We start from the raw sequence: 12,422 nt of genomic DNA on the forward strand, positions 1-12,422 counted from the left end.
CCCACACCACCACCACCGAGTTGCCCGAGAATGTACAAAGACGGGCAACTCGAGAACATCGTCACACAGGAGGAAACATGTCCAAGATCGCCGTCACTCTCTCGAACGCCCCGAAGCCCGCCGGCCCGTACAGCCACGGCGTCGTCGCCAACGGCTTCCTCTACACGGCCGGCTTCGGCCCGCAGGATCCGGCGACCGGGGAGGTCGTGGCAGGCGGCGCCGCAGAGCAGACCCGGCAGGTGCTGCGCAACATCGGCGCGGTGCTCGCCGAATACGACCTGACCTTCGACGACGTCGTGAAGGTCACGGCACACCTCGAGGATCTCGCGGACTTCGCCGAATACAACGTGGCCTACGCGGAGTTCTTCACCGAGCCCTACCCCGTACGCACCACGGTGGGCTCGCGCCTCGCGAACATCCTCGTCGAGATCGACGTCGTCGCGGCGATCCCGCAGCCCTGAGTCCAGGCGCCCGCCCACCGTTCCCAGCGAGCCCGAGCCCGAGCCCGCCTCCGCCCCGTTCGTAATTCAGGTCGGGAGCGGCGTGTCGCGCGCTGTGCGCGGCGTGTCGCGGTCGCGACACACCTCCCGACCTGAACGACACGCCTCCCGACCTGAATGAGGCACGAGACGGACGCCGAATCGCGCACGCGACGCTCAGCGCATTACGAGCGAACGCTCGCGCGCAGAGGATTGGCCGGCCCCGACGGGACCGGCCAATCGCGCACGACGACGTCGGGCTAGACGCGCGCGGGCACCTTCGCCGCCACGAGCTCCGCGATCTGTACGGCGTTCAGCGCCGCACCCTTGCGCAGATTGTCGTTCGACACGAAGAGCACGAGGCCCTTGCCGTCTGGCGCTGACTGGTCTTGCCGAATACGACCGACGTAGCTCGGGTCGGTGCCGGCGGCCTGCAGCGGCGTGGGCACGTCGGAGAGCTCGACGCCCGGGGCATCCGCGAGCAGCTCGGTGGCGCGCTCGGGCGTGATCGGGTTCGCGAACTCGGCGTTGATCGAGAGCGAGTGTCCGGTGAACACGGGCACGCGCACGCAGGTGCCGGCGACACGCAGGCCGGGCAGCTCGAGGATCTTGCGGCTCTCGTTGCGCAACTTCTTCTCTTCGTCGGACTCGTAGTCGCCATCGTCGACGATCGACCCGGCGAGCGGGATCACGTCGAACGCGATCGTGCGCGGGAACTTCACGGCTTCGGGGAAGGTGACGGATGCCCCGTCGTGCACGAGCCCGATCGTGTCTTGGGCGACGGCGGCACGGGCCTGCTCGAGCAGTTCCTCGCCACCTGCGAGCCCTGCGCCGGAGACGGCCTGGTAGGTGCTCACGATGAGTCGCTCGAGACCCGCTTCTTCGTGCAGCACCTTCAGCACCGGCATCGCGGCCATCGTCGTGCAGTTCGGGTTCGCGATGATGCCCTTGACGGCGTCGTCGATCGCGTGGGGGTTCACCTCGCTCACGACGAGCGGAACGTCGGGATCCATACGCCAGCCGCTCGAGTTGTCGATCACCGTGACGCCGGCAGCGGCGAACCGGGGTGCCTGCGCCTTCGAGAGCGTCGCACCGGCGGAGAAGATCGCGATGTCGAGGCCGCTCGGGTCGGCCGTCGAAGCGTCTTCGATGACGATATCGTCACCTTTCCACGGCAGCGTCGAGCCCGCCGAACGCGCCGAGGCGAAATAGCGGATCTGCGCGACCGGGAAGCCCCGCTCCTCGAGCAGCTTGCGCACGACTGCGCCGACCTGGCCGGTCGCGCCGACGACGCCGATGTTCACTGCGTTGGTCATTTGCTCTTCCTCATTCCCGGCCGGATACCTCAGACGCCGCCCGTGCATCACTTCCAGTTTGTATGACATCGACCGCTGTGGAGGACGAACGAGTCCCCGGGCGTCCTATACAGGCAGGATCGTCCTCCAAAGCGGCAGGAATTCGGTGAGCGGATGCCGCGGCATCCGCTCGATCGCAGCTCAGCGCCCCGTGCCCCCGTGCACGATCGCGTCGTCGTCGCCGTCGAGCTCGAACGCCGTGTGCACGGCGCGTGCCGCGGCGTGCACGCTGTCGGCGCGCGTGACGACCGAGATGCGGATCTCGCTCGTGGAGATCATCTCGATGTTGATGCCCGCCGCGGAGAGCGCCTCGAACAGACGCGCCGAAACGCCGGCGGCCGAACGCATCGCGGCGCCCACGAGCGAGAGCTTGCCGATCTGGTCGTCGTACTGCAGCGAGAGGAAGCCGATCGCCTCTTGCGCGCTCGCGAGCGCCGTGAGGGCCCGCTCGCCGTCGGACTTCGGAAGGGTGAACGAGATGTCGGTGCGCCCGGTCGAGGCGGCCGAGACGTTCTGCACGATCATGTCGACGTTCGCGTTCGTGCCGGCCACGATCTTGAAGATCTTCGCTGCAACACCCGGCTTGTCGGGCACGCCGACGACCGTGATCTTCGCCTCGGTCAGGTCGACCGCGACACCGGCGATGACGGACTCTTCCACAGCTTCTCCTTCGGGCAGGCGCGCGGGGTCGTAGACGATGGTCCCCTCGCTGTTGTTGAACGACGAGCGCACGTGCAGGGTCACACCGTGGCGGCGTGCGTATTCCACCGCGCGGATGTGCAGGACTTTGGCTCCGGATGCCGCGAGCTCGAGCATCTCTTCACTTGTGACGCGGTCGAGCTTGTGCGCCCTCTTCACGATCCGCGGGTCGGAGGTGAACACGCCGTCGACGTCGGTGTAGATCTCGCACACGTCGGCGCTGAGCGCGGCTGCGAGGGCCACGGCCGTCGTGTCGCTGCCACCGCGGCCGAGGGTCGTGATGTCGCGGGTGTCACGGTTGAATCCCTGGAATCCGGCGACGATCACGACCGCGCCGTCGTCGAGCGCTTCGCGCAGGCGCACCGGAGTGACATCGACGATGCGGGCGGCACCGTGCGTGGCATCCGTGATCATGCCGGCCTGGCTGCCCGTGAAGGAGCGCGCGTCGTGGCCCATGCTCTTGATCGCCATCGCGAGGAGCGCCATGGAGATGCGCTCGCCCGCGGAGAGCAGCATGTCGAGCTCGCGCGGCGCGGGAATCGGCGTGACCTCGCCCGCCAGATCGAGCAGCTCGTCGGTCGTGTCGCCCATGGCTGAGACCGCCACGACGACGTCGTTGCCGGCCTTGCGAGTCTCGACGATGCGCTTCGCGACCCGCTTGATGCTCTCGGCGTCGGCGACGGATGACCCGCCGAACTTCTGCACGATCAAGCTCACGTGGTCTCCTGGGGATGGTCTCGCTGGCAGCCGCTCGAGCGGCCGGCGCCGGAAGAACCATCATACGGCGGGCCGCATACGCGCCCGGATATGTGACGTTCTGCGGGGCGACGATAGCGTGGGCACATGTCGGAGGCACTCGAGGGCTGGTCGGAGTTCAACGTCGCGATGGTCGGGGCGACGGCCGCCCTTGCCGGCCTGCTCATCGTCGCGATGTCGGTGAACATCGCGACGATCATGACGTCGGTGACGCTGCCGCCGCGCGCGGCTGCCTCGATCGCGGCCCTCGTGCTGGCGATCGCCGCCGGCGCATTCGGGCTGATCCCGGGCCAGCCGATCGTCGCGTACGGCATCGAAGTGCTTGTCGCGGCCCTGCTTGCCGCCATCTTCCAGGTGCATGCGATCCGAGTGGTCATGCGTGAGGACCATGTCTCGCTGATCGAACGAATGGGCAAGGCCATCGCGGGCGTGCTGCCGGTCGGCGCGTTCCTTCTCGGTGCCGTGCTCGTCATCGTCGGCACGGTGGAGGCCGGGCTCATCGCGATGGCCGTCGGGTCGGTGCTCAGCATCATCGCCGCGCTGCTCATGGCCTGGGTGGTGCTCGTCGAAGTGCTGCGCTGAGTGCATTGCCGCCTCCGACGACGGATGCCTCGATCAGCCCTTGTGCGGCCTCGGCATGTACCACTCGGTGAACTCGGTGGCCCGGCCGTCCGGCGCGAGCCGGATGATCCAGAGGTTCAGGTAGTCCTTCTCGGCCGGATACTCGGTGCGGCCCTGCACGACGACGAAGCCGTCGTCTTCGTGCACGATGTGCCAGTCGAAGGCCCACGTGCCGGGCTCATCGAGATCTTCGACCCACCCGGCGACGATCGCCGCACGCCCCGCTCGCGGCTCGGAGTCGGGACTCGTGAGGTACCGCGCATCGTCGGTGAAGAGCGCTCCGATCTGCCCCGGGTCGTTCGATTCCCACGCCGCGACGTACCCCGCGACCCACTCCGCGCCTTTGCTCGCCATGCCCCCGTTCTATCCCGGGTGGGTTGGAGCGTCAAGGGTTACTCCGCATGGTGCCGGTCGCGCGCCGCGTCGGCGCTGTGCTAGCGTCTTGGCGATCGTGATCCGTCGGCAGGAGGTGAGACCCATGAACGCAGTATCCACAGTGGGCGCTCCCTTGCAGTCCACGATCTTGCGACTGAGGTAGTCGTCACTGGGAGCGCCCGTCACGCAATTCGCGAAAGGCGACTCCCATGAACACAACACCTTCTTCATCTCTGCAATTCACCTCGACGACTGGCTCCGCCCGATCGAGCTCCGACCAGGATCAGCCGCGGGTCGACGCCACATGGCGGGTGCCCGCCGCGGGCGAGCGAGCGTTGGTGCTCGGCGGCGGCGGCTCGACCGGCAACGCCTGGCTGATCGGCGTCCTCGCCGGCCTCTTCGATGCCGGGCTGGACGTGACCACAGCCGACCTGACCATCGGCACGTCGGCCGGCTCGACGGCCGCGGCCCAGATGGCCGGCGCGACCCCGACCGAACTGCTCGCCGCCATCCTCGCCGCTGCGCCCCAGCAACAGACCAGGCCGGTCGGATCCGACCGAAGGCGCGCTCCGAACAAGCCGGTGGCCGACCACCTGGAGCGGGTCGGCAACATCATCGCCGCGGCTTCGGATGGGGCCGACATGCGCCGCAGAATGGCCGCGGCCGCACTCGAGATGGATGCGGCGTCGGACGGCTCCTGGCAATCGCAGTGGCGCGCCACCGTCGCCTCGCGGCTGCCCTGTCAGCGCTGGCCGGAACGAACGGTGCTCATCACCGCGGTCGATGCCCAGACCGGTGAACCGGTCGTGTTCGACCGTCACAGCGGTGTCGACCTCGCGGACGCCGTCGCCGCCAGCTGTGCCAGCGGACTCCCCTACAAGATCGGCGGCGACCGGTACATCGACGGCGGCTACCGATCCAACGCCGAGAATGCCGATCTGGCAGCCGGATACGCACGCGTGCTGGTGTTGTCACCATTCGGCGGCCGAACATTGGCGCCGCTGGAGTGGGAAATGCATCTCGCAGCACAGGTCGACGAGCTCCGTGCGCGCGGGAGCAGAGTCGAGACGATCTTCCCCGACAGCGACTCCGAGCACATGTTCGGCGCCAATGCGATGGACGGGTCGCTGCGTCCGCCCGCTGCGCGGGCTGGTTACGACCAAGGCAGAGCCCTCGCGGAGCAGCTCACCGAATTCTGGCGCTGACGCCGAATGCCGCCGCTGACCGACTCACTCCGGTGGCCGGCGGCGGCATCCGCGCCAGCACGCCCCCGCGCGCGCGTCGCGCTCGCGGCGTTCGCGCACGCACGCACACCATGCACCAGGACAGCGGGTCAGGTGACGACGCGGCGGCCTTCGAATGCTCGGCCGAGGGTCACTTCATCGGCGTATTCGAGGTCGCCGCCGACCGGCAGACCCGACGCGAGTCGTGTCACGCGGATCTCGAGGGTGGTCAGCAGGCGGCTGAGGTACGTCGCGGTCGCCTCGCCCTCGAGGTTCGGGTCGGTCGCGATGATGACCTCGGTGACGGTGGCGTCGGCGAGGCGTTGCATCAACTGCCGGATGCGGAGCTCGTCGGGGCCGATGCCGTCGATCGGGCTGATCGCGCCGCCGAGCACGTGGTAGAGCCCGCGGAACTCGCGGGTGCGTTCGATGGCGACGACGTCTTTCGCCTCTTCGACGACGCAGATCAGCGCCGGGTCACGTCGCGGATCGCGGCAGATGAGGCAGGTCGCCTCTTCGGAGACGTTGCCGCAGATCTCGCAGAACCGCACCTTGTCGCGGATCTGCAGGAGGATCTCGGCGAGCCGGGTGACGTCGAAGTGCTCGGTCTGCACGATGTGGAACGCGATGCGCTGCGCCGACTTCGGGCCGATGCCGGGAAGTCGCCCGAGCTCGTCGATCAGTTCTTGAACGATGCCTTCGTACACGGACTACCCACGCTCCCCGAAGCCGGGGCGCGGCGACGCCTCGACTTCTTCGAGGAAGGTCGCGCCGAGCACCTCGCGCACGACCGCCTCTCCGTAGCGCTGGATGCCGCCGTCGACGGAGGCCGACGAGGCTGTCGGCAGCGGCCGCGGGACGCGCGCGGGCGCCGGCTTGCGCACAGGCACTGTTGTCTTCGCCACGGATGCCTCGGCGACGACTTCGGCCTCGGGCCCGGGGTCGAACCACCCCTCGTCGTCTTCGGGCGGAGCGTCGGCGTCGTCGGGCAGATCGTCTGCCGCGGGCTCGGAGCGACTGGATGCAGGCGACGACGAGCCCTCGAGCGAGCCGGACGGCGTCTCGGCAGAAGTCCGGGGCCGCTCGGCCAGCGCGGTCGCAGTCGCTGTGCGGGCGTCGGCGGGCGAAGCCCCTGCTTCAGCGTCGCCGGTCGGGTCGCTCGGGATGGCGACCGTCGCCCACGAATCGACCGGGCCGGCGGATGACGGTGTCACCGGCTGCGCTGCAGCGACCGGCTGCGCGGCAGCGACCGGAGCGGCGGGCGTGTTGCGTGCGCCGGGCGACGCGGCCACCTCTTCGGTCGGCGCAGTCGGCCCCAGGGGCTCCGACTGACCTGGGGGCACCGACTGACCTGGGGGCGCTGACGGCGACGGAGCCGCCGCGGGGGCGGACCCGCCCCCGGGGCCGTCGACCCTGGCGATGAACTTCACGCGAACCCCGAGAACCTCGGTGATCGCAGCGCGGAGGAGTTCGCTGACGCTCTGCCCGGGTGCGCCGCCGCGGAATCCAGCGACGTCTTGCTCGCTGGGGAACGTGAGCACGAGCACATCGCCATCGCGCAGGTCGCGCACTTGCGCCGTGAATGCCACCATCCACGCGCTGCGCTTCGTGCGCTGCAGGGAAGCGAGCACTTCGGGCCATGCATCGCGGAACTGCTGGAGCGTGACCGGACCAACGGGTTTCGCGGGTGGGGATGCCGCTGCGGAAGCGGCAGGTGCGGGCTTCACCGCCGGCGTGGACTCCGCCGCAGGTGAAGCGGCGGACGGAGCTTCTCGGGCGGACGCAGGACCCGACGCGGCGGGGCGTGCGCTCTGCGCGCCGGAGTCCGCCACACCAGGAACGGCAGGAACGGCACGACTGTCACGAGCAGCAGGAACATCAGCAGGGGTCGACTCCCCCGCTGGCTGGCGCCCGGGAACCGGAGCCGCCGCTCGAGCGTCAGGCCCCGGCCCGGACTCGACCCGCGCGGCGCCACGCGGCTCGGACGTCGTCGGCCCCGAAACGGCATCTGCGACCCCGACTCGGCGTTCGAGCCGCTCGACGCGTGCCAGCGCACCGCGCTCGGTGTCGTCGGCGGCAGGCACGAGCACGCGCGCGAGCATGAGCTCGAGGTGCAGCCGCGGCGACGTGGCGCCCGTCATCTCGGTGAGCGTCTGGTTGACGAGGTCGGCGACCCTGGAGAGCTCGGCCTGGCCGAAGACGGCTGCCTGCGCCGCCATGCGCGCGAGTTCGTCTTCGGGCACCCCGCGGAGTACCGCGGCCGCCGTCTCGGGCGAGGAGGCAGCGACGACGATGAGGTCGCGCAATCGTTCGAGCAGGTCTTCGACGAAGCGCCGCGGATCTTGCCCGGTCTGCACGACCCGGTCTGCCGCGGCGAACGCACCCGCTGCGTCGCCGGCCCCGATGGCGTCGACGACCTCGTCGAGCAATGCGCCGTGGGTGTAGCCGAGCAGCGCCACCGCCCGCTCGTAGTCGATCGTCGGCCCCTCGGAGCCGGCAATGAGCTGGTCGAGCAGCGACAGCGTGTCGCGCGGCGAACCGCCGCCGGCGCGCACCACGAGCGGCAGCACGCCGGGCGCGACCTCGACGCCCTCTTCGGTGCAGAGCTGCTGCACGTACTCGAGCATCGGCCCGGGCGGCACCAGCCGGAACGGATAGTGGTGCGTGCGCGAGCGGATGGTGCCGAGCACCTTGTCGGGCTCGGTCGTCGCGAAGATGAATTTGATGTGCTCCGGCGGCTCTTCGACGAGCTTCAGCAGCGCGTTGAAGCCCTGCGGCGTGACCATGTGGGCCTCGTCGAGGATGAAGATCTTGAACCGGTCGCGCGCCGGGGCGAACACCGCGCGCTCACGCAGGTCGCGCGCGTCGTCGACGCCATTGTGCGAGGCGGCATCGATCTCGACGACATCGAGCGAACCACCACCGCCCCGGGAGAGCTCGACGCAACTGGGACAGACGCCGCACGGGACATCCGTCGGGCCCTCTGCGCAGTTGAGACAGCGCGCCAGAATGCGCGCCGACGTCGTCTTGCCGCAGCCACGGGGGCCGCTGAAAAGGTAGGCGTGATTGACACGATCGGTGCGGAGCGCCGTCATGAGCGGCTCCGTCACCTGGGACTGGCCGATCATCTCGGCGAATGTCTCGGGCCGGTAGCGGCGATAGAGGGCGGTGACCACGCATCAATCGTAGTTGCCGCGTCCGACACGACGGCCGGATGTCTCTGGCGTACCATTCTGGGATCGGAAGGGGGCGTGATTTGTCGACGATGACTCAGACACAGCTCGAGCGGTTCCAGGTGAAACTGCTGCAGGAGCGAGCGGATGCGGAGGGGCGCTTCGCCGAATTCGGCGACGTCATGAGCGCGGTGCGCGCCGCGAGGTCGGGCGCCTCCGCCGATGACGAACACGACCCCGACGGCCCGACGATGACCCAGGAGTGGTCGCAGCGCACTGCGGTGCTCGCCGACGCGCGCGCCGAACTCGCCGACATCGATCACGCACTCGCGCGCATCGCCGACGGCACGTACGGCACCTGCCGGAACTGCGGCAAACGCATCACCGTCGGGCGCCTCGACGCACGGCCGACCGCCGAGCTCTGCATCGATTGCGCCCGGCTCGAGCGCTGAGCGGGCGAGCAGCGCCCCAGCGGCGCCCAGTCACGCGACGGCGGTACGCCAGTCGCGCGTCAGCAGCGCGTCAGTCGCGGCGGCGGTACGAGTTGATCATGGGGCAGTCGAACGGGTCACGCGCGGCGAGCCCGACGCGGTTGAGGTAGGCGATCACGATTCCATACGACTCGATGAGCCCGGTCTCGGTGTACCGCACATCGTTCTCGCGGCAGAACTCGCGCACGATCACCTGCGTGCGTGCCAACGCGGGGCGGGCCATGCTCGGGAACAGGTGGTGCTCGACCTGGTAGTTGAGCCCGCCCATGAACGCGTCGATGAACCGTCCTCCGCTGATGTTGCGGCTGGTCAGCACCTGGCGTTCGAGGAAGTCGACGCGCACCCCGCGCGGGATGAGCGGCATGCCCTTGTGGTTGGGCGCGAACGACGCGCCCATGTAGACGCCGAACACCCCGAACTGCACGAGCAGGAAGACGACGGCCAGCAGCGGCGGGAACGCCCAGAAGACGAGCGCGACGACGCCGACGAGACGAACGGCGAGGAGCGTGAACTCGAGCCAGCGGCGCTTGACCGTGCCCTTTCCCAATACGTGACGGATGCCGTGCACGTGCAGGTTGATGCCCTCGAGCAGCAGCAGCGGGAAGAACAGGTACCCCTGCTTCCGCGTGATCATGCGGATGAGCCCGCGACTCGCCGCGGCATCCTCTTCGAGGAAGGAGATCGTGTCCTTCTCGATGTCGGGATCCCGGCCGATGACGTTCGGGTTGCCGTGATGGCGGGTGTGCTTGTTCATCCACCAGCTGTAGCTGATGCCGACGACGAAGTTGGCGAGGAAGAGGCCCGCCCAGTCGTTCTTCGGCCCGGATTGGAAGATCTGGCGGTGCGACGCCTCGTGCGCCATGAACGCGAACTGGGTGAACACGACGCCGAGCACGCCCGCGATGACGAGCTGCCACCACGAGTCGCCGATCATGACGGATGCCGCCACCGTCGCGCCGAGCACGACGGCCCAGAAGAGCGCCTTGCGCACGTAGAAGCCGACGAATCGATCGAGCAGTCCTTCGGCCTTGATCTGGCGTGACAGCTGTGCGAACCCGCTCTGCGCCGGATCGACGCCCTCTCGACGGCGACCGGCCGTGCGGATGACGGGCGACATCGTGCCTTCGGCACCGTCGGGGCGTTCTACGACCAGGCTCATGTGCGCTCATCTCCTCGGGCCGAATGCACGAATGAGACTTCAGACGAACGCTTCGGATGCGTGTGCTTCCACGATCATTGCCGACCGTGCTGTGAGACTACGGAGCGGCTTGGGCTCTGCGCATCACACGGGTGAGCCATTTCGCCCCCGTACCCCGGTAGGGGGCAACCCGAATGGCGATGCCTCGTTTCAGGAGTCGGCGCCGGTGCGCGCCGCGGCGAGCCCGGCGAACGAGCGGAGGTACAGCGGGCTCGAGGCGAGCACGAGATAGACGATCGCAGCGACGAGCACCGTCGGCACGAGCCCGACCTGCTCGACGGCGAGTCCGCCGAGGAACGCGCCGAGCGGCATGGAGGCGACGACCCCCGCGGTCACCGCGCCGAAGACGCGAGCGCGCATGCCGTCGGACACGAGCCCGTACATCGCCGTCGACATCATCGGATTGAGCGCACCGGCGGCGAGGCCCGACACCGCGAGTACGGGCAGCAGCACCGGCACCGGCGCACCGAACGCCATCGCGAGGTACGGCGGCGTGCCGGCGAGCACGAAGCACAGGGCGAAGACCACTCGCCCCGAATAGCGGTGCCCGACGGCCGCGAAGATCGCCGAGCCGGTGAGGGCGCCGGCGGCGAAGCATCCGACCATGAAGCCCAGCATCGCCGGGTCGCCGAGCACTTCGGTGGCGTAGACGGGCTTCAGCACGGTCATGCCCGCTGCATCGATCGCGTTCGTGAGGGTCACGAGCAGCACGATCGAACGCAAGAGCGGCGAGCGGGCGATGAAGCGGATGCCGGCGACGAATCCGCCGTGCACGGGCGCATCGGCATCATCGACGGCGCCGTCCTGAGCCTGTCGAAGGGATGCCGCGGCACGGCGCGGCACGAAGAGCACGACGAGCACGGCCGACACGCCGAACCCGGCGGCATCGACGAGGAGCGCCGGCATCGGACCGGCGATCGCGACGAGCGCGCCCGCGATGCCGGCGCCGATCATCGTCGCCGTGCGCTGCACCGTTGATTGCGCTCCCGCGGCCCGCGGGAGGGGGATGCGGGCGAGGGCGGCGAGATCGGGCATGAGCACGGTCTTCGCGGTGTCGCCGGGCGCGTCGAGCAGCCCGCCCAGGAAGACGAGGGCGAGCAGCGCGCCGAAGTGCAGGCCGACGGTCGCGGCGAGCACCGGGATCGCGAGCACGGTGACGCCACTCGCGACGTCGGCGACGATCGACGAGGTGCGGTAGCCGAACCGGTCGACGAGCACTCCCCCGAGCGCGCCGCCGATGATGAGCGGCACGGTCGCGAACACGCCGGCGACGCCGGCGGCGAGCGGGGAGCCCGTTTCGGTGAGGGCGATGATCGGGATCGCGATGAGGGCGATCGCATTGCCCGAGAGCGAGAAGAGTTGAGAGGCGAACAGGGCGAACAGCGGGATGCGGCGGCGCGGGGCATCCGTCGTCGTCGACGTGTCGAGCGCCGTCTCGAGCGCCGAGTCGTTGGTCATCGCTCGGGCCTCGGGAAGGTGTGGGTCATCCAACGCACGGCCCTGGTGCCGGGGCGCGGCTCTCGGCCGACGCCCCACCACTTCTCTCGCACGCCGTCGAGTTCGGCGTTCAATTCGCGGAACTCGTCGATCGTGAGGCGTGCCGCACCGTCGCTGGAGTCGGAGGCGGCGACCCACTCGGGCTCGAGCTCGGCTTCGGCGTCGATGGCGTCGAGCAGCTCCCGATGGTAGGACTCGAGCACCGCGCGGCGCATCGCATCGGATGCCGCGTGGCGCTCGGGATCGCCGAGGAACTCTTCAGTGCGCCAGCTCGTGATCAGGTGCGCGGCCCGCCACCAGCGTTCGCGCTTGTCGCGGGCGAGTTCGGGGGCTTCGACGATGAAGCCGTGCTTGGCGAGCGTCGCGACGTGGTAACTCGCCGAGCCGGGCGCCTCGCCGGTGCGTTCGGCGAGCGCTCCGACCGTGCTCGGCCCCTCGACGCGCAGCAGGCCGAGGATGCGCAGGCGCATCGGGTGCGCGAGCGCCCGCATGGCGCCCGCGTCGTGCAGGTCGATGGTCTCCCGGGGGTCGTTCATGGGGCCAGCCTAGACTTAC

General features: G+C 69.4%; 12 protein-coding genes. 4 read left to right on the forward strand and 8 right to left on the reverse strand.

Going from position 1 to position 12,422, the window contains the following annotated elements:
- Positions 1 to 77: 77 nt before the first annotated feature.
- Positions 78 to 461: a RidA family protein gene (locus tag AC1C2S_RS02595; protein WP_495350978.1), complete on the forward strand. Its 384-nt coding sequence runs from the start codon at positions 78 to 80 to the stop codon at positions 459 to 461.
- 278 nt (positions 462 to 739) lie between these two features.
- Here AC1C2S_RS02595 and AC1C2S_RS02600 read toward each other — a convergent pair whose 3' ends face one another.
- Together AC1C2S_RS02600 and AC1C2S_RS02605 are read right to left on the reverse strand one after the other, a co-directional pair.
- Positions 740 to 1,795, reverse strand: coding sequence for an aspartate-semialdehyde dehydrogenase (locus tag AC1C2S_RS02600; RefSeq protein ID WP_495350979.1), 1,056 nt, complete (start codon positions 1,793 to 1,795; stop codon positions 740 to 742).
- A 180-nt stretch (positions 1,796 to 1,975) separates the two neighbouring features.
- A complete protein-coding gene (locus tag AC1C2S_RS02605) occupies positions 1,976 to 3,250 on the reverse strand; it encodes an aspartate kinase (RefSeq protein ID WP_495350980.1) in 1,275 nt (424 codons plus the stop codon).
- Positions 3,251 to 3,376: 126 nt separating this feature from the next.
- Here AC1C2S_RS02605 and AC1C2S_RS02610 point away from each other — a divergent pair, with 126 nt between their 5' ends.
- The gene (locus AC1C2S_RS02610) at positions 3,377 to 3,871 is read left to right on the forward strand and encodes a hypothetical protein (protein ID WP_495350981.1); all 495 of its coding nucleotides are present in this window, start codon (positions 3,377 to 3,379) and stop codon (positions 3,869 to 3,871) included.
- A gap of 33 nt (positions 3,872 to 3,904) precedes the next feature.
- On the opposite strand, the gene AC1C2S_RS02615 is transcribed toward AC1C2S_RS02610, so the two are convergent.
- Positions 3,905 to 4,264, reverse strand: coding sequence for a nuclear transport factor 2 family protein (locus tag AC1C2S_RS02615; protein ID WP_495350982.1), 360 nt, complete (start codon positions 4,262 to 4,264; stop codon positions 3,905 to 3,907).
- 230 nt (positions 4,265 to 4,494) lie between these two features.
- On the opposite strand from AC1C2S_RS02615, the gene AC1C2S_RS02620 reads away from it, so the two are divergent.
- Positions 4,495 to 5,490 (forward strand): patatin-like phospholipase family protein, encoded by a 996-nt coding sequence (locus AC1C2S_RS02620; protein ID WP_495350983.1) that lies wholly within the window; start codon positions 4,495 to 4,497, stop codon positions 5,488 to 5,490.
- A 128-nt stretch (positions 5,491 to 5,618) separates the two neighbouring features.
- Here the strand turns inward: AC1C2S_RS02620 and recR are convergent, their stop codons facing one another.
- Both recR and AC1C2S_RS02630 read right to left on the reverse strand, forming a co-directional pair.
- Positions 5,619 to 6,215, reverse strand: coding sequence for a recombination mediator RecR (recR, locus tag AC1C2S_RS02625; RefSeq protein ID WP_495350984.1), 597 nt, complete (start codon positions 6,213 to 6,215; stop codon positions 5,619 to 5,621).
- 3 nt (positions 6,216 to 6,218) lie between these two features.
- Positions 6,219 to 8,684: a DNA polymerase III subunit gamma and tau gene (locus AC1C2S_RS02630; RefSeq protein WP_495350985.1), complete on the reverse strand. Its 2,466-nt coding sequence runs from the start codon at positions 8,682 to 8,684 to the stop codon at positions 6,219 to 6,221.
- A gap of 89 nt (positions 8,685 to 8,773) precedes the next feature.
- Between AC1C2S_RS02630 and AC1C2S_RS02635 the strand changes: the two genes are divergently transcribed.
- Positions 8,774 to 9,133 (forward strand): TraR/DksA family transcriptional regulator, encoded by a 360-nt coding sequence (locus AC1C2S_RS02635; RefSeq protein ID WP_495350986.1) that lies wholly within the window; start codon positions 8,774 to 8,776, stop codon positions 9,131 to 9,133.
- Between the two features lie 70 nt (positions 9,134 to 9,203).
- Here AC1C2S_RS02635 and AC1C2S_RS02640 read toward each other — a convergent pair whose 3' ends face one another.
- The 3 genes from AC1C2S_RS02640 to AC1C2S_RS02650 form a co-directional block, all read right to left on the reverse strand.
- Entirely contained in the window at positions 9,204 to 10,331 is a 1,128-nt protein-coding gene (locus AC1C2S_RS02640) for a fatty acid desaturase family protein (protein ID WP_495350987.1), read from the reverse strand.
- A gap of 189 nt (positions 10,332 to 10,520) precedes the next feature.
- A complete protein-coding gene (locus tag AC1C2S_RS02645; RefSeq protein ID WP_495350988.1) occupies positions 10,521 to 11,828 on the reverse strand; it encodes an MFS transporter in 1,308 nt (435 codons plus the stop codon).
- Complete coding sequence (locus AC1C2S_RS02650; RefSeq protein WP_495350989.1) at positions 11,825 to 12,403, reverse strand: helix-turn-helix domain-containing protein; 579 nt, start codon at positions 12,401 to 12,403, stop codon at positions 11,825 to 11,827. The genes AC1C2S_RS02645 and AC1C2S_RS02650 overlap by 4 nt, the downstream gene beginning before the upstream one ends.
- Positions 12,404 to 12,422 lie beyond the last annotated feature (19 nt).

The organism is Agromyces sp. Y782 (genome assembly GCF_059445405.1).